Annotated in this window: 17 protein-coding genes; 14 read left to right on the top strand and 3 right to left on the bottom strand. The window is 40.6% G+C overall.

What is annotated here, in order from left to right; all coding sequences use genetic code 11:
* From JNUCC41_RS24150 to JNUCC41_RS24125, 6 genes are all read left to right on the top strand, one after another.
* Window positions 1-645 (top strand): HD domain-containing protein, encoded by a 645-nt coding sequence (locus JNUCC41_RS24150; protein WP_192205195.1) that lies wholly within the window; start codon window positions 1-3, stop codon window positions 643-645.
* The gene (locus JNUCC41_RS24145) at window positions 642-2,519 is read left to right on the top strand and encodes an ABC-F family ATP-binding cassette domain-containing protein (RefSeq protein WP_192205194.1); all 1,878 of its coding nucleotides are present in this window, start codon (window positions 642-644) and stop codon (window positions 2,517-2,519) included. The genes JNUCC41_RS24150 and JNUCC41_RS24145 overlap by 4 nt, the downstream gene beginning before the upstream one ends.
* A 130-nt stretch (window positions 2,520-2,649) precedes the next feature.
* Window positions 2,650-3,786 (top strand): conserved virulence factor C family protein, encoded by a 1,137-nt coding sequence (locus JNUCC41_RS24140; protein ID WP_192205193.1) that lies wholly within the window; start codon window positions 2,650-2,652, stop codon window positions 3,784-3,786.
* Between the two features lie 358 nt (window positions 3,787-4,144).
* On the top strand, window positions 4,145-5,815 hold the full coding sequence (ilvD, locus tag JNUCC41_RS24135; protein ID WP_192208319.1) for a dihydroxy-acid dehydratase: 1,671 nt from the start codon (window positions 4,145-4,147) through the stop codon (window positions 5,813-5,815).
* A 174-nt stretch (window positions 5,816-5,989) separates the two neighbouring features.
* On the top strand, window positions 5,990-6,427 hold the full coding sequence (locus JNUCC41_RS24130; protein WP_192205192.1) for a BrxA/BrxB family bacilliredoxin: 438 nt from the start codon (window positions 5,990-5,992) through the stop codon (window positions 6,425-6,427).
* Between the two features lie 67 nt (window positions 6,428-6,494).
* Window positions 6,495-7,286, top strand: a complete 792-nt coding sequence (locus tag JNUCC41_RS24125) for a class I SAM-dependent methyltransferase (RefSeq protein ID WP_192205191.1) — start codon at window positions 6,495-6,497, stop codon at window positions 7,284-7,286.
* Here the strand turns inward: JNUCC41_RS24125 and ggt are convergent.
* Window positions 7,274-8,962 carry a gamma-glutamyltransferase gene (gene ggt / locus JNUCC41_RS24120; protein WP_228467439.1) on the bottom strand — a complete coding sequence of 563 codons (1,689 nt, stop codon included), beginning with the start codon at window positions 8,960-8,962 and terminating at the stop codon, window positions 7,274-7,276. The two genes, JNUCC41_RS24125 and ggt, sit on opposite strands and share 13 nt — an antisense overlap.
* 436 nt (window positions 8,963-9,398) lie before the next feature.
* Between ggt and JNUCC41_RS24115 the strand changes: the two genes are divergently transcribed.
* Window positions 9,399-10,016: a YpjP family protein gene (locus JNUCC41_RS24115; protein WP_192205190.1), complete on the top strand. Its 618-nt coding sequence runs from the start codon at window positions 9,399-9,401 to the stop codon at window positions 10,014-10,016.
* A 204-nt stretch (window positions 10,017-10,220) separates the two neighbouring features.
* A complete protein-coding gene (locus JNUCC41_RS24110; RefSeq protein ID WP_192205189.1) occupies window positions 10,221-10,988 on the top strand; it encodes a TerC family protein in 768 nt (255 codons plus the stop codon).
* 149 nt (window positions 10,989-11,137) lie between these two features.
* On the opposite strand, the gene JNUCC41_RS24105 is transcribed toward JNUCC41_RS24110, so the two are convergent.
* Window positions 11,138-12,496 (bottom strand): IS1182 family transposase, encoded by a 1,359-nt coding sequence (locus tag JNUCC41_RS24105; RefSeq protein ID WP_192205188.1) that lies wholly within the window; start codon window positions 12,494-12,496, stop codon window positions 11,138-11,140.
* A 263-nt stretch (window positions 12,497-12,759) separates the two neighbouring features.
* A complete protein-coding gene (locus JNUCC41_RS24100) occupies window positions 12,760-13,002 on the bottom strand; it encodes a hypothetical protein (protein ID WP_192205187.1) in 243 nt (80 codons plus the stop codon).
* Window positions 13,003-13,225: 223 nt separating this feature from the next.
* On the opposite strand from JNUCC41_RS24100, the gene JNUCC41_RS24095 reads away from it, so the two are divergent.
* The 6 genes from JNUCC41_RS24095 to tatC all read left to right on the top strand — a co-directional run bounded on the left by JNUCC41_RS24095 (window position 13,226) and on the right by tatC (window position 17,909).
* Entirely contained in the window at window positions 13,226-13,936 is a 711-nt protein-coding gene (locus JNUCC41_RS24095) for an anthrax toxin lethal factor-related metalloendopeptidase (protein ID WP_192205186.1), read from the top strand.
* A 57-nt stretch (window positions 13,937-13,993) separates the two neighbouring features.
* Complete coding sequence (locus JNUCC41_RS24090; RefSeq protein WP_098369320.1) at window positions 13,994-14,788, top strand: thymidylate synthase; 795 nt, start codon at window positions 13,994-13,996, stop codon at window positions 14,786-14,788.
* Window positions 14,785-15,270 (top strand): dihydrofolate reductase, encoded by a 486-nt coding sequence (locus JNUCC41_RS24085; RefSeq protein ID WP_192205185.1) that lies wholly within the window; start codon window positions 14,785-14,787, stop codon window positions 15,268-15,270. The genes JNUCC41_RS24090 and JNUCC41_RS24085 overlap by 4 nt, the downstream gene beginning before the upstream one ends.
* A 152-nt stretch (window positions 15,271-15,422) precedes the next feature.
* Window positions 15,423-16,691, top strand: coding sequence for a threonine ammonia-lyase IlvA (gene ilvA, locus JNUCC41_RS24080; protein ID WP_141994643.1), 1,269 nt, complete (start codon window positions 15,423-15,425; stop codon window positions 16,689-16,691).
* Between the two features lie 194 nt (window positions 16,692-16,885).
* Window positions 16,886-17,077: a twin-arginine translocase TatA/TatE family subunit gene (gene tatA / locus JNUCC41_RS24075; protein ID WP_192205184.1), complete on the top strand. Its 192-nt coding sequence runs from the start codon at window positions 16,886-16,888 to the stop codon at window positions 17,075-17,077.
* An 85-nt stretch (window positions 17,078-17,162) separates the two neighbouring features.
* Window positions 17,163-17,909 carry a twin-arginine translocase subunit TatC gene (tatC, locus tag JNUCC41_RS24070; protein ID WP_192205183.1) on the top strand — a complete coding sequence of 249 codons (747 nt, stop codon included), beginning with the start codon at window positions 17,163-17,165 and terminating at the stop codon, window positions 17,907-17,909.
* Window positions 17,910-17,969 lie beyond the last annotated feature (60 nt).

The raw sequence follows: 17,969 nt of genomic DNA, 5'->3' as shown, positions 1-17,969 counted from the left end.
ATGAAACAAACGATGATTGAACTGACGGAGAAGTATGTATATGACCAAATGAATTCCGATGCCAGCGGCCATGATTGGTTCCATATCGATCGTGTTCGTAAGCTGGCTTTACATATTGCTAAAGAAGAACGAAAAGGAAATGAGTTTATCATTGAAATGGCGGCTTTGCTTCATGATATCCCGGATGATAAACTAAACCATGAAGCCGATGAAGGCTGGAAAAAGCTTGACGTTTGGTTTGATGAAATTAAGTTGGATATTGATAGTGTTGATGCCGTCAAACGGATCATCCATACAATTTCATATAGTGCAGGGCAGTTGAAGCTTCCTTCGATTGAGGCTGAAATTGTTCAGGACGCTGACCGCTTGGATGCAATTGGTGCCATTGGCATAGCCAGGACATTTGCATATGGCGGAAAAAAGGGACAACTTATGTATGATCCTTCATTGCCCATAAGGGAAAACATGACCAAGAAGGAATACAGGAGTGGCAAAAGCTCAACCATTCATCATTTTCATGAAAAATTATTGCGTTTGCAAGATATGCTCAATACTTGTACAGCCAAGAAGATTGCAAGTGATAGGCATGAATATATGGTTGGGTTTTTAGAGGAATTTAATAAGGAATGGGATGTACGATTATGAAAGTTTTTAGCATGGAACATGTAATGAAAACCCAAGGGGAAAAGCTGCTTTTTAAAGATGTCTCTTTTTCCATTACCGAAGGGGAAAAAATCGGGATCGTTGGCATAAACGGCACCGGCAAATCGACATTATTGAATATCATCGCAGGCTTGGAAGACAGTGATTTAGGAACGAAGGATCATCCGAATGATTACACGATTTCCTATCTATCCCAAGATCCGCATTTTGATGAGAAATTGACGATCATGGAATATATGTATGAAAGTTCAACTCCTGTATTTTCGTTGATTAAGGAGTATGAAAAGACGCTCGTTCAACTACAGGTAGATCCACAGAATAGCGTAATTCAGGACCGTTTGTTAAAGCAGCAACAGGATATGGACACGCTTGGTGCCTGGGATACAAGTGCCAATGCCAGAACGATACTGACCAAACTTGGTCTTCCTGATCACTCGAGGAAATTGGGGGAACTGTCAGGTGGCCAAAAAAAACGTGCGGCCCTGGCAAAAACCTTGATTGAGACCCCTGATTTACTGATTTTGGATGAGCCGACGAACCATCTCGATTTTGAAAGCATCACTTGGCTTGAAGAATATTTGGGGAAATATCAAAAGTCCGTTTTATTTGTGACCCATGATCGATATTTCCTTGATCGCGTGTCCAATAAGATTTGGGAAATTGCCCAAACGCAGCTTTTCGAATACAAAGGAAATTATGCGGATTATTTAGAATCAAAGGCCATTCGTGAAGAGAACGAAACGGCTGAAAGATCGAAAAAGGAAAGTCTATTCAAAAAAGAGCTGGCCTGGATCCGTAAAGGCGCAAAGGCCCGTACAACGAAACAAAAGGCCAGGATCCAACGCTTCGAAACATTGGAATCAGGTGTAAAGGATAAGCAGAAAACCGAGAACCTGGAAATGGAATTAAGCGGTGCCCGCCTTGGGAAAAAGGTACTCGAGATGCAGGATGTTTCTAAATCCTTCGGTGATAAAACCATCATCAACCATTTTTCCTTCCTCTTCAAACCGGGTGATCGAATTGGGATCGTCGGTAATAATGGCAGTGGAAAATCAACCTTGTTAAATATCCTGGCCGGACGGGAATCGATAGATGAAGGAAACCTGGAAAAAGGGCAAACCGTGAAAATAGGGTACTATACGCAAGAAAGCGTCGATATGGATGAGAATTTGCGCATGATCGAGTATATTCGGGAAACGGCGGATTCAATTGCCCTTAAAGATGGTAGTTTCATATCGGCTGCACAGATGCTTGAAAGGTTCTTGTTTCCAATGGGGTCTCATGGGACGCCTATTCGCAAGCTTTCCGGTGGGGAGAAAAGGCGTTTATATCTTCTTAACATTTTGATGTCGGCACCTAATGTCCTGCTTTTGGATGAACCGACGAATGATTTGGACACACAAACCTTGACCGTTCTGGAGGATTATTTAGAAACGTTTTCAGGTGTAGTCATTACTGTTTCACATGATAGGTATTTCCTGGATAAGACGTGCCATCAGCTTCTTGTTTTCAAGAATAAAGCTGAAATTGATTTCTATTACGGCAGTTATTCAGAGTTCTTGGAAGAAAAGACTGAAGAGGCCGTGACAGTAAAAGCACCAGAACCTCAGATGAACCGGACCGAAAAGAAAAAGAAAAAACTAACTTATGCGGAAAGTAAGGAATGGGAAGAGATAGAAGGGAACATGGAAAGGGTCGAGTTGCGCCTGAAAGACATAACATCAGAAATGTCTGCAGCGGGAAGCGACTTTGAAAAAGTCCGCATGCTGCTTGAAGAAGAAAAGGAACTAACGGATAAATTAGACCATTTGATGGAAAGATGGACGTATTTAGCGGAAAAATTGGAAGAGGAATGAGCGGGATGACCGGTCCAAGGGAACAAGCCTGGACCGGTCTTTTTTTGGCCAATCTCAATTGCATGAGAATCTGTTGCCGATGTGATAATATCTAGTACATGGAAACGTCTTGTTAAAGGAGAGAAATGCATTGAAAATTAAGTCGATAGAACCTACACCAAGTCCGAATACAATGAAAATCAATTTAACTGAAGAGCTATTAGCTGGTAAAAGCAATAATTATAAGAAAGATCAAGCTGACCAAGCACCCCAGCTGATTAGAGATTTATTTACGATCGAGGGAGTGAAAGGGGTATATCATGTTGCGGACTTCTTAGCCGTTGAGCGAAATGCGAAATATGATTGGAAAGATATTTTGGTCCAAATCCGTCAGGTTTTCGGGGAAAAAACCGAAGAACAAAATCAACAAACGGCATTAAATGAACATTACGGTGAAGTAACTGTTGCCATTCAACAATTCAAGGGCATTCCGATGCAAATTAAAGCAAGTGATAGCCAACACGAAAAACGTTTTGCCTTACCGGATTATTTCTTAAAGGGCATTTCAGCGGCCCAAAAAGAAGAGGACAATGTAGTCCTGCTTCGAAAATGGAAGGATTATGGCGTAAGGTATGGTGATATGGAAGATATCGTGAAGGAAGTATCCGATGAGTTGATTGCAGCTTACCCGGAAGAACGAATTAATCGGCTGGTAGCCGCTGCAAAAGAAATGGTGGATGCGAAGGAAGCAATTTTGAAACGACCAAAAATTAAACTGACTGCAGAAATGCTGAAGGACGAAAGCTGGGAAAAGCGATATCAGGCTTTAGAACAAATGGAAGATCCAACGGTTGATGATATACCCGTATTGGACATGGCACTCTCCGATGGTAAGGTCTCGATTCGACGGCTCGCGGTAGTATACTTGGGTATGATCGAAGATAGAAAAGTGCTTCCGAGCTTGTATAAAGCATTGAAAGATAAAAGTGCAGCCGTAAGACGTACGGCTGGGGATTGTTTATCCGATCTTGGCTTTGAAGAAGCGATGGGAGAAATGTCTCAATCACTTTCGGATAAAAATAAATTGGTTAGATGGAGGGCGGCGATGTTTTTATATGAAGTGGGAAATGAAACGACCCTCCCTTATCTAAAGCAAGCGGAACAGGACCCTGAATTCGAAGTGGCCCTGCAAGTCAAGATGGCCATTGACCGTATAGAAAATGGGGAAGAAGCAAAAGGTTCGGTTTGGAAGCAAATGACAGAATCAAGACAAGCAAATGACAAGTGAGATTTAATGGGGAATTACTTAATGGAACCTGTAAAGGTTACAGGCAAAAGGCATGCGGATGATTTAATCCGTATGCCTTTTTATTCTTGAAGCGGATCTTCAAGTCACTTGACAATCGTTCCCCTAGGTCGAAATCCAAAACATTCAAAATGGCTAATATTTCGTTATACAGAAGTTTTTCTGATATAAATTTGATCGCTATTATTTTAGTAAAATGATTTTTGTAGATATTTTGTATTGAATGGTTGCATTTGGATGTAAATATGTTAGAATTTTTAGAGTATACTAAAAATTATATTATATTGAATCATTAAACATTTAGTGGAAATTGGGGGTACAACAAATGTCTACATCAAATATGAGAAGTGACATGATTACAAAAGGGGTCGATCGAGCTCCACATAGAAGTCTGTTGCGGGCAGCAGGGGTTAAAGAAGAAGATTTCGGTAAACCGTTCATCGCGGTTTGTAATTCTTACATCGACATCGTTCCAGGTCATGTCCACCTTCAGGAATTCGGAAAAATAGTGAAGGAAGCGATTCGCGAGGCTGGCGGTGTTCCTTTCGAATTTAATACGATTGGGGTGGATGATGGAATTGCAATGGGTCATATTGGTATGCGCTATTCGTTGCCAAGTCGTGAAATCATTGCGGATTCCGTGGAAACTGTTGTATCAGCACATTGGTTTGACGGGATGGTTTGCATTCCAAACTGTGACAAGATAACGCCGGGAATGATGATGGCAGCACTTCGTGTCAATATTCCAACAATATTCGTAAGTGGCGGACCCATGAAAGCAGGTAAAGACAAAAACGGTAAATCTCTTTCACTAACATCCGTGTTTGAAGGTGTGGGCGCTTATCAAGCAGGTAATATCAATGAAGAAGATTTGCAGGAAATCGAGCAAGTTGCTTGCCCTACTTGCGGTTCTTGTTCAGGAATGTTCACGGCGAACTCCATGAACTGCCTGGCGGAAGGCTTAGGACTTGCACTTCCGGGAAATGGAACGATTTTGGCCGTAGCCGAAGAACGTAAGGAATTCGTTAAGAAATCCGCTAAACAGTTGATGGAGTTAATCAAACAGGATATCAAGCCTCGTGATATCGTAACGATTGAAGCTATTGATAATGCCTTTGCCTTGGATATGGCGATGGGCGGTTCGACCAACACCGTTCTTCATACACTTGCATTGGCACATGAAGCAGGTTTTGAATATCCAATGGAACGCATAAATGAAATAGCTAACCGAGTACCGCATTTAGCGAAAATCGCACCGGCATCCGATTATCATATTGAAGATGTCCATAATGCCGGTGGTGTAAGTGCCGTCATTAATGAGTTACTCAAAAAACCAGGTGCCTTTAATGGGGACTGCCTTTCTGTCTCAGGTAAAACGCTCCGTGAAAATGTTGCCGGCTGTGAAATATTGGACAAGGATGTCATCCATCCGTTAGATAATCCGCATTCTGAGCGTGGCGGGCTTGCTGTATTATTTGGTAACCTTGCTCCTCAAGGCTCCATTGTAAAAGTAGGGGCGGTTGACGCATCAGTTGGTGGCTACCACAGGGGTCCTGCCATTTGTTTCGATTCCCAGGAAGATGCACTTTCAGGGATCATTACTGGGAAGGTCAAAGAAGGGGATGTAGTGGTCATTCGTTACGAAGGCCCTAAAGGCGGGCCGGGTATGCCGGAAATGTTGGCACCCACTTCCCAAATCGTCGGGAGGGGACTTGGAGCGAAAGTCGGTTTGATCACCGATGGCCGCTTTTCAGGCGCATCCCGAGGCATCAGCATTGGTCATATATCCCCCGAAGCAGCTGAGGGAGGACCGATTGCCTTTGTTGAAGATGGAGATATCATCGAATTGGATTTGAATAATCGTAAAATCGAATTGGAAATTTCCGATGAAGAATTCGAAAAACGCAAAGCCAATTGGAAAGGCTTCGAGTCAAAAGTCAGGACAGGCTATTTAGCACGTTATTCCAAACTTGTGACGAATGCCAGCTCAGGCGGCGTGATGAAAGTTTAAGCTAAAAGGAAGCTTAAAAAAACATGGAGACAGAATGAAAGTGGATTCTGTCACCATGTTTTTTTGTGAAGAACAATGAAATTTTACAAAGCTTTAAGCGTCATTTTTGCATATGCACTTAAGAATATAGTATGATTAGACTAATTGAAGAATTGTAACCAAGGAGGTTTTTTTATGTCTATGGCATATGATGAATATATGAAACAAATGGTGAAACCAATGCGGGCGGAACTGGTGCAAGCAGGTTTTGATGAGTTGGAATCCGCAGAAGCGGTAGAAAGCTTTATGCAATCGGTAGATGGTACGACACTTGTGGTCGTGAATTCAGTTTGCGGCTGTGCAGCCGGGTTAGCCCGTCCAGCTGCTACTCAAGCGGTACTTCAAGCAGACAATAAGCCAGATCATTTGGTAACTGTATTTGCTGGCCAAGATAAGGAAGCGACAGCTAAAATGCGGGAATACTTCGATGGAATAGAACCTTCTTCACCATCCATGGCTCTTTTAAAGGGCAAAGAGGTCGTACATTTCATTCCTCGCCATGATATAGAAGGACAGCCAATGGAAGCTATCATGGAAAATTTATTGGCAGCATTCAGTCAAATAAATAAGTGATGAAGCGGAATGCCCTGGAAACAGGGCATTCTTTTCAAATTTTAGAGAGTATGAAGGGGTAGGATACATGTTTGTCACAACAGTAGGAAGAGCCGGTAAAGAAACGATGATATTAGCCAAAAGGTTAGCTGAAGAATTAAAAATCCCCTTTATAGCCAGAAGAAAAAGATCGGTCAGAGATATTCAAGCGGAACAGAATGAAGATGATTGCCTTGTTTTTGGTAATAAGCGGATGGAGTTATATCGATACCAGGAAGAAGAACCATTCTTTTTTCACCCGAACCTGGCGATGATCCGTATTAAAAGAATAATGCGCGGCGAGAGTGACCCATTTCTCATTGCCGGAGATATAAACAAAGGGAACGCTGTGCTTGATTGTACAATGGGCTTGGGCTCGGATGCGATAGTCGCAAGTTTCGCAGTGGGTGAACATGGACAGGTTGTCGCATTGGAAGGAAATCAATATTTGGCATTGCTCGTGGGACACGGGATGAAGACATGGGAGAATGCAGAAGAAAAGATGGTTTCTGCGATGCGAAGAGTTGAGGTCATGCACGGTGATCATTACGAAATATTGAAAACATTGCCGGATAATCATTTTGATGTCGTATATTTCGATCCCATGTTTGAAGAAACGATTCAGGAATCGAATGGAATCAGGGGACTTACTCATTTTGCGGTAGGTAAGGAGTTATCTGTGGAAATAATGAATGAAGCCAAGCGGGTTGCACGCAAGAGAGTCGTGTTGAAAGACCATTTTCGCAGCTCCCGCTTTGAGGAATTTGGATTTGAGGTAATAAAGAGAAAAACATCCAAATTCCATTTTGGCTTCATTCAATCCAGTGATCACGATTTATAATCTGTTTCATCAAGACCAATGGCACAGCCTTCTCGGCTTGAATCGGCAGCACCATAGTTCGAGCCATCAGGGTTGATTTGAATCGCTTGGACATTCCCTATAGAGTGGGGAACTTCATTAAAGGCGAAGCCCATCGCTTCCAAGTGGCCTTTGCTAGTGATATCCATTCCAGGCTCCCATTCAATATGAGGGCCCATTGGAGTGAAAATTCTAGGTTCCTCGATGGCTGCTTTCAAATCCATTTTTAAATCGAGTACATTAATGATCGTTTGTACGACTGAACTGATGATGGTCGGTCCACCAGGTGAACCTAACGTCAAGATCGGCTCGCCATCTTTAAAGATGATGGTCGGGCTTTTACAGCTGACTGGGCGTTTATTGGGCTGCACTTCATTCATGCCGCCTGGAATGGAATCGAAATCAGTCAGTTCGTTATTCAGCATGAAACCATAATCGGAAACCATGATCCCTGATCCGAATGGATGTTCCACTGTAGAAGTGCATGCTGCTATATTCCCCCATCTGTCACGGACAGTGAAGTGTGTCGTTTCACTGATATCTTCTTCATTAGGCTGCGGAACGACTTCCCTTTGTTTTACGGAATCATAAATCCAAGGGTTTCCAAAGTCAATGGCATTATTTCTTGTTTTGAAATTTATGAAGGAGCGGCGTTTAGTTATATACTCATCATGCATGAGACCAGCCAATGGCAATTCGGCGAATTCAGGATCAGCGAGGAATGCCTTTTTATCTGTAAATGCCAGCCGCATCGCTTCTGCTATTAAATAATATTTTTCCCAAGAACGGACATCATATTGTTCTATATGGAAGCTCTCCAATATTTTCAGGATTTGGATGACCGTGAATCCGCCAGCACTTGGGGCATTCGATGATGCAATTTGATAATCCTTATATGTCCCATACAAGGGAACATCGATGGTAGCTTTATAGTCCTTTAAATCAGAAAGCTCCATGAACCCTCCAAGTTCCTGTATGCAGGAAATGATGCCTTCTCCGATTTCACCTTCATAAAAAGCGGAAATGCCTTCACGCTGTAATATCCGATAGGTATTCGCCAGTTTTTCTTTTTTGAGCAGATCACCATCTTGATACGGTTTTCCGTTTGGCATGAAGAACTTACGCGCTTCAGCACCCAATCGATATTCAAAATTTTTAAGTGCATCGCAAAGAACCCAATTGACGGGAACTCCTTTTTCAGCAAATTCAATGGATGGCTCGATGAGGTCCGCTAATGGCTTGCTGCCATTAGCGGCGAGTGCTTCATCCATAGCTTTCAAGATTCCGGGGATGCCAACTGCTGTAGCTTTGATTGATCTTTCTTTAAAAGGGATGACTTCCCCTTTATCATCAAGAAACATGTCTCGATGTGCGGCTTTAGGTGCCCTTACATGGCCATCGTATATTTTCGTTTCTTTATCTTTAGCGTTATATACCATAAGGAAACCACTTCCCCCGATACCAGTCATCATGGGTTCCACAATATTTAGGGCAAATTGGATGGCAACAGCCGCATCGACAGCATTTCCACCTTCACGTAATATTTTTTCCCCGATGGAAGTGGCTACAGGATGGGCTGTAACGACCATTCCAGCGTTCCCTTTATCTGTTTCCCTTTTGTAATCCCTATCTTTAATGATTTCATTGTTGTTTTCCAAAATGATTCCTCCATTATTCAGTCCTTTTATCTGCCAAAAGGTTAGGCTTATGTTTGAGTGAAAAGAAAACCTTGTCATTGTAGAAAAATGACAAGGAGATTTTTCGTAGGTATTCATCTATTCTTAATCAGCAAATGATAAATATACGAAAAATGCTAATGTTACAAGACATAAAGCCAACATGGCAGTCGAAGCCATATAAGACCCCTCCTTAAAAAGACTTGAATCTAATTAATTTCTCCAATAATCGTCAAAATCCTTCATTAAAAAGTAAAATTGTTGAAATTTACTAAAAAAGTTCTGGTTCATGAAGTTTATATAGGTATTTATCCTTTTTTTTGATTTTCAAAACATAGGTAACTATATATTCGTAATTACCAAAAAATAAAAGTATACTAAATATAAAGACAATACAAAAAAGGAGGGGGAGTGTGAGTTGAAAGCAACGGTTTGGTTCAGGAAAAGTCTCGTCATTTTAGTATCCGTTTTGACGTTTGGTTTTGTCACTCCTTCAGATCTGGCGTGGCTAGCGGAAGCCGATTCGTTAAAGGATACTAAAAAGGGATTAGTGGAAGAAGAGGGATTAGCCTATCTTCCTTCGCAGAATTCAACTGAACTTAAGGAAGAATTCAATCGGGAAGAATTTTTATCGGGCATTCTGAATAAGGCAGAGGAAAATGCATTTATGAAGTTTGGCGAAAAGATCAATCCTAAAATTGGCGATGAGTTCAAAATGGCCATCTTACCAAAAATGGAAGAAGCCATTACAGAAATGGCTGAACAATTTCCAGATGAAAAATTACAGCAATTAACCATCACTGAGCAGCCGAGTGCTGGCAGGGCCGAGAAGATATTTCATATTTTTGATTCAATCAGCGGGAAGGATATCATCAGATTCCATGTCAGGCAGGAAAATCCCCCACTGGAAGGATATTGGTTCGATTTTCACTATCATACCCATCATGATTCATTTGCCACCCATTATAATATCGGGAAAATATATTGGGATAAAAATACGCCGCCAGAGTGGACGAGTAAACAAAGGCTCTCATAGTGGTTGGTTTCGTTGATTTTATTTAGTTGTAAGAGTATGATGAAATGTAAATGGATTTCTAATAATCATCGAAATGATACGTTGTAAATGCAACGTATTTATTTTGTGTTTAAATAAAAGTAGAGTTTTTATCATAACGGGGAACAAGGTTATTTTTAAAAGGTTTTCTAATTTTGCTGTTATAGTAGCAGAGGAGTCTTTATCATGTCAGAGTTGTTAAATAACATCATGCAAACGTATGCCCAATTTTTTGACTGGCATATGTGGGTGGAGGTTTTATCCGACCCGGTGAGCTGGGGATTGATTGGAACGCTCGTATTAATGGAAGGATTACTATCAGCGGATAACGCTCTGGTATTAGCTGTAATGGTCAGGCACCTTCCTGAAAAACAACGGAAAAAAGCACTTTTTTATGGTTTATTAGGTGCTTACGCTTTTAGATTCTTTGCGATAGGAATCGGTGTTTTCCTCATTAAGCTTTGGTGGGTGAAGGTGATTGGAGCCGCCTACCTTGGCTGGCTTTCGTTTAAATACTTTAGAAATAAAAAAAAGCAAGCTGGGACTGACGAAGATATCCAGGGAATGAGTAAAAACAGCATTCTGATTCGTATGTTTGGTACATTATGGGGAACGGTTGCGGCAGTGGAATTGATGGATATAGCATTTTCCGTCGATAGTGTCTTGGCCGCATTCGGGGTGAGTGAAAAAGTCTGGGTCCTTTTGACAGGCGGTATGATTGGTGTCTTGATGATGCGGGGAGTGGCGGGGTTATTTCTAAAATTGATAGATAAGGTTCCTGAATTGGAAACTGCTGCATATGTCCTTATCGGATTCATTGCTATAAAAATGCTGATGGCCGTTGCAGGTATCGAAATCCCGGCTGCAATCTTTTTTGCCTTTATTTTGCTGATTTTCGGCACTACGATAGTATTTCATTTGAAGAAAGGGAAAAAGCTCAAGAAACATGTTTGAGCACAATTAAAAAAAGCTGACATCAAAGATGATGTCAGCTCAGTTTGTAGACAAAAGGGGTTCAGAATTTTATAATTCTGAACCCCTTTTGAAATTCCCTCTGAATTTCGCCTAAAGTTAAGAGATTGGGGCTCTACGAGCCCACTATATTAGGCCATTTTTGGACCTCGCCATGTCCAATTGGCCATCTTCTTTAAATTAATGGCAGCGAAAGTAAGCATCGTCTGCATAGACAATTTTTTAAGTCCCCTTAAAGTAGTCCAACGCATACCATGCTTTTCTTTTGCATCTGCGAATACACGCTCAATCGTTTCTTTACGCTTCGCATATATAGGTTTTACATCTTGATGATGACGCAGATGATCTGCTTCTTCCACATGTGTTTGCCAGATATGCCGTGTCACCACTTTTTGACAGTCTTTGCTTTCTGTACACCGAGATAAAAATGAGCATGTAGTACAAATTTGTTTTGGCGATTTGTACTCGCGATAGCCCTCTTTATTTGTTGTTGAGTACTTTAAAGTTTCGCCCGAAGGGCAAAGGTAACAATCAAAATGTTCATCGTATACATAGTCCTGTTTGCGGAAAAATCCTTCTTTGGTGCGAGGACGTGTATAAGGTAAAGCCGGTATGATTTCTTTGTTAAATAGGTAGCTTGTAATCGCTGGTGTTTTATAAGCTGCATCTGCGGCAACGGCATCCGGTTTTCCAACTTTCTCAATCACTTGTTCAACTAGTGGCTCTAAGATCTGACTGTCATGTGTATTTCCAGGTGTTACAATCGTTCCCAATACAAAACCGTTGCGGTGTGCGGCCGCGTGAAATAAATAGGCAAACTGTTTTGTTCGTTCATCTTTCACATAGTAGCCACTCTCAGAATCCGTTGTACTTTCTTTAATCTCTTTGGTCTCTTCTTTATCAAATTTATCTGGTGGAAAAGGCTTTTTTCCATGGTTTTCACGATCTTGATTGATTTCTTCTTGAAGACGTCCTTGATACGCTCTTGTTTCTTTACGAACGATTTTCTTTTCAAATTTCCGTTTATTCGCACTGGCTTTCACATGTGTGGAATCCACGAAAACGTGTTCAGCACTTATTAAATTTTTATTAGCAGCTGTCATTAAAATGCGATAGAAAATCTGTTCAAAAAGGTCTGTATCTTTAAAGCGTCGCTCATAATTTTTCCCGAACGTAGAGAAATGAGGTGCTTTATCATGGAAACCATAGCCTAAGAACCAACGGTAAGCCATATTGGTTTCAACTTCTTCAATCGTTTTACGCATGGAACGAATACCGAAGGTATATTGAATGAAAGTCAGTTTAACTAAAATAACTGGATCAATCCTTGGGCGTCCTACCTCTGAATACATATCTTTCACCAAGTCATAAATGAAAGTGAAGTCAATGGCAGCCTCCATTTTACGAACCAAATGGTTCGGTGGCACCAGTTGATCTAAAGTAATCATTTCAAGTTGATCTCGCTGAATAGAATCATGTTTAGAAAGCATCCTCATCACCTCAAGTTTTAATACTTCTATTTTAAAAAAAAAATGACTCCAGGCAAAAGTGTTCTATCTAAAAGGTAAGACAAAGTTGATTGGAACGGAAGGTACGAGACTCCTGCGGGAAAAGCGCGTCTAGGGGAGACCCCGCAGGCGAAAGCCGAGTGCCTGGAGTGGAAATCGACGTCCAAATTGTACAAGCCATAAAAATAGACAAACTCGATTTTCATCGAGTTTGTCTACAGTCTGAGCTGACATCAAAGATGATGTCAGCTTTTTTTTAGGAAAATTTCAAGTAAGTGAAGAAGGCCGGTAAATGTAGTGAAGAAAAGAAAAGGCAATAAAAAGTTAAGCCAAAGAGAAGACATTAGCGGATGCAGCAGTATGCCAAAGAAAATGGAGAATAGAAAAAGGTCGAGAATGATGAACACTTTTAAACTGTAGATATCAAGGACTTCTTCTGCAAGTTCACGGTGTTCATCCAAAATGGCTTTTTTATTGTTGGTTTCCATGCGATCACCTTAAACCTTTTACGATTATATATTGTTGATATATGAAAAGACTGGATCGATTGTTCTTCTTCGAATGAATGTGCAACCGGAAATACCAAAAAAACATAGATTTTTTACACTAGATCAATATGTTATACTAATATAATAGTATGTAAGATTTAGAGATTGTAAATTACTTATATTTTCTTAACGATAATAAGAAATGAAGAAAGGGGAGAAGAGTGTGAAAAGGAAGAAATGGTTATCCATACTTGCATTATTTGTCTTTTTACTCTCCATGCTCTCCTATACGTTAGCGAAGGATGAAGGGGTAAAATGGCGCAATTTAAACAAAGATAATCTTTTAAGACAAGCTGAACTTTTTAAAGGGAATAAAGAATTACAAAGGATATTTTTATTTCCGGAAGAGGAGTTCGATGAAAGGGAAGCACTCAAAATTGCTGGAACCATTAATAAACTGCCTCATTCCCTTTTGGTGAAAACTGCAGAAAGTGGTGTGAGGATCAAACTATTTGATGGTGATATAACAGAAAATCAATCCGCGGCCAAATTAAAGGGGAAAACTCCGCGTGGTTATTTGAATAAAGAAACAACTTGGGATGATGTGCCTGGTATGGGCGGATCACATACGGTATTGGTTAAAATCGGAGCAAGTGACAAGGGTAACGGGCATGGCTCCGTTAATTTGGAACTGCATGAGCTAGGGCATTCAATTGATAATATAGTGTTTGGTGGAATCCGTAAAGACATGGATTATTTGAAGATTTGGGGTAAGGAAGTGGATGGGCTGTTTCCGGGGATTACGTATTTTTCCAATTATCCTGAGGAATACTTTGCAGAAACGTTTGCCATGTTTTATGTGAACAATGAACAAAATCAATTGCTTAGAAAAAAAGCCCCCGAGACTTATAATTTTATTAAACAATTAGATTAAACATTGGGCAATAATACGTTAAAATAAGGAGAATGAAAGTAGAAAAGGTGGTTTATCATGAAGCAATATTTAGATTTATGTAAGCATGTACTCGAAAATGGAACGCAAAAAGGCGATCGTACGGGAACAGGAACGATCAGCACCTTTGGATATCAAATGAGATTCAACTTAAAAGATGGATTCCCTGTACTTACAACGAAAAAGGTTAGTTTAAAAGCGATTATCCATGAATTATTATGGTTTTTGAAGGGTGATACAAACGTTGGCTACCTTCAGGAAAACAGCGTGCGGATTTGGAATGAATGGGCTGACGAAAATGGGGAATTAGGTCCGATTTATGGTCATCAATGGCGTTCTTGGGGAACGGCCGATGGAAGGCAAATCGACCAAATCAGTGAATTGATCGAACAAATAAAAACGAATCCAAATTCAAGAAGATTGATAGTCAGTGCTTGGAATGTTGGGGAACTGGACGAAATGGCCTTGCCGCCTTGCCATGCTTTCTTTCAATTCTATGTCGCTGATGGAAAGCTTTCATGCCAGCTATACCAACGTTCAGCGGACGTCTTTTTAGGTGTTCCATTTAATATAGCCTCGTATGCGCTCTTAACGATGATGATCGCCCAGGTGTGTGATCTGGAAGTTGGCGAATTTGTACATACTTTCGGGGATGTCCACATCTACTCTAACCACCTTGAACAAGTGGAACTGCAGTTGACCCGTGATCCCAAACCATTGCCAATCATGAAAATCAATCCAGATGTGAAAAATATCTTTGATTTTAGCTTCGAGGACTTCGTTTTGGAAAATTACGAAGCCCATCCCCATATAAAAGGTGAGGTTAGCATATGATATCGTTGATAGTGGCAATGGATCAAAATCGTGTGATAGGTAAAAACAATGAACTGCCATGGCATTTACCGGCAGATTTACAGTATTTTAAAAAAGTGACGATGGGCCATCCGATCGTAATGGGCCGAAAAACATTTGAATCGATCGGCAGGGTCCTGCCTGGCCGGGAAAATGTCATCGTTACCCGAAATCAGGATTTTAAAGCGGAAGGCTGCGTAGTTTTACATGATATTGCACAAATCAAAACGTTTGCAGATAACCGTGATGAGGAAGTTTTCGTTATTGGCGGAGCCGAAATCTTCAAGGAGATCCTTCCTGTTACCGATCGCCTGTATATAACGGAAATTCATGAAACCTTTGAAGGTGATACGTTCTTTCCCGTGATTGATGAAAGTCAATGGGATAAAATCTCATCGAACCCAGGCAGCATCGATGAAAAAAATCGTTATGCACATGATTTTATTATTCTACAAAAAAAATAAAGTGCTAATCCGATTATGGGGAAATGACCGTAATCGGATTTTTTTTGGTATGGAACGAACAAAAGAAAGAATTTTTAGAAAAATCAATTACATTAATAACAGTAAAGTGCTATAATGATTGAATTCATTAAGGAAGGAAATGAGGGATTGTTATGAATCAGACTGCATCTAAGAATAGGGGGATTCAATTGGAAGATATTCTAATTGCCTATAGAGAACTAAAAGAAATCGTTTTGCATACTCCTTTACAAAAAAATCAGAGGCTCTCTGAAAAATATGATTGTAATGTTTATTTAAAACGTGAGGACCTACAACACGTACGTTCCTTTAAATTAAGAGGGGCTTACTATAAAATGAAAAGCCTGACCGAGGAAGAGACGAAGAATGGAGTCGTTTGTGCCAGTGCAGGAAACCATGCACAAGGAGTAGCTTTTTCCTGCAGCCAATTAGGTATCCATGGGAAAATTTATATGCCTGCTACAACTCCAAGGCAAAAAGTCGATCAAGTGCAGTTATTCGGCAGGGATAATGTGGAAATCATCCTTGTCGGGGATACTTTCGATGATGCATTTGCCATGGCGATGGAATGCTGTGAAAAAGAAGAGCGTTCCTTTATCCATCCATTTGACGATGAAAAGGTAATCGCCGGGCAGGGTACAACGGCTGTAGAAATCCTGAATGATTGTGAAGATGGAATCGACTATGTATTTGCCGCTATGGGCGGTGGCGGTTTAATGGCCGGAGTATCGAGTTATTTCAAATCGGTTTCCCCAAATACGAAATGCATTGGTGTTGAGCCGCAAGGTGCTGCTTCGATGGAGTACTCCTTCAAGGAAGGAAAAGTTTCTGAACTTGAAAACATCGATACATTTGTTGACGGGGCAGCGGTCAAGTGTGTGGGACAATTGACATACCAGCTTTGTAAGGAAAACCTGGAAGATATCGTTGTCGTTCCTTCGGGCCAAATCTGTACGACGATTCTCGATTTATATAATCAGCATGCGATTGTCGCTGAACCGGCAGGGGCTATATCTGTAGCTGCGTTGGATTTATACAAGGAACAAATCAAAGGCAAAACGGTTGTATGCATGGTCAGCGGAGGGAATAACGACATTGGGCGTATGCAGGAAATTAAGGAGAAATCCTTATTATATGAAGGGCTGCTTTATTATTTTATCGTGAATTTCCCACAACGTGCTGGAGCTTTAAGGGAATTCCTCGATGAAGTGTTAGGACCGAATGACGATATAAGCCGTTTTGAATATACGAAGAAAAATAATAAAGAAAGCGGTCCGGCCTTGGTTGGCGTAGAACTGAAAGATAAAAATGATTATGAAGGGCTCATTCAGAGGATGAACAAGAAAGGATTCTCTTTCGTAGAGGTCAATAAAGACAGTAATTTATTTCACTTATTGATTTAATCATGGATTAAATGTTAAATTAGGATAGAATAAAACCTATGTTTTTACATTTTATTCTGCCGGCTCAGGCGTATATGGGCAAACTGTCGATAATTGTTACCATTCTATGACGAATTGCCAGTTCCCTTTCAATTGGTTGGAAATGGTATTATAATCGGAGTAGGTCTAATTACAACACCAAAGGGGATGTATCCATGTCAAACATTGGAGTACCTGGTCTAATTCTCATCTTAATATTGGCTTTAATTATCTTTGGTCCGAAGAAACTTCCGGAAATTGGACGTGCTTTTGGACAAACACTTCGTGAGTTTAAAAAGTCCACGAGTGATTTAACAAAAGGTGATTATGAAGAAGATAAGAAGATACAACAAAAAAATCATGAATGATTGAATGCTGGGCGTAAGATGCAATCGTCTTGCGCCTTTATGCTGGAACAAAGATACGGATTTTCAGATGAAGGCGTGATCAACTTTGGAAGATAAAGAATTAAATATCATCGATCATCTCGATGAATTGAGAAAACGGCTCATCATTACTGCTGTTGCTTTTTTGATCTTTTTTATCGCCAGTTTTATTTATGTCGAGGAGATCTATAATTGGTTCGTGAAAGATCTTGATTTTGATCTGATGGTATTGGGACCGAGTGATATTATCTGGGTTTACTTTATGCTCTCAGGTGTCGTAGCCATTGCGGCAACCATACCTGTAATTGCTTTGCAAATCTGGCTATTCGTCAAACCCGCTTTGATGCCAAATGAAGTAAGGGCGACCCTTGCTTATATTCCGGCACTTTTCCTGCTTTTTATCGGAGGGCTGGCTTTCGGGTATTTTGTCATCTTCCCGACCATTCTTCAATTTTTGATTGAACTGGGAGATGGGATGTTCATAACCAGTTTTACAGCAGATAAGTACTTTTCATTCGTATTTAATATGACGATACCTTTTGCTGTACTATTTGAACTTCCTGTCGTTACCATGTTTTTGACTTCCATTGGCATAATAAATCCTTACGTGCTTCAAAAGTTAAGGAAGTATGCATACTTTGTACTGGTTGTCATAGCGATATCGATTACGCCGCCTGACTTTATGTCAGACTTCATGGTGATGGTTCCATTGCTGTTATTATATGAAATCAGTATATCGTTATCAAAACTCGTTTATAAACGAAGGGTGAAACGTGAAAGCTTGCGGGAAGACACCTACGAGGAAGGTTTATAAGAAGAGGCCCATAATGGCATTTTGCCCTTATGGGTCTTTTTTTTTATGAAAGTCAATCTG

The organism is Brevibacillus sp. JNUCC-41 (assembly GCF_014844095.1).
GTDB lineage: Bacteria > Bacillota > Bacilli > Bacillales > DSM-1321 > Peribacillus > Peribacillus aracenensis.
Note: the sequence above shows the minus strand (reverse complement) of the source record. Positions and strands in the feature narration are given on the sequence as shown.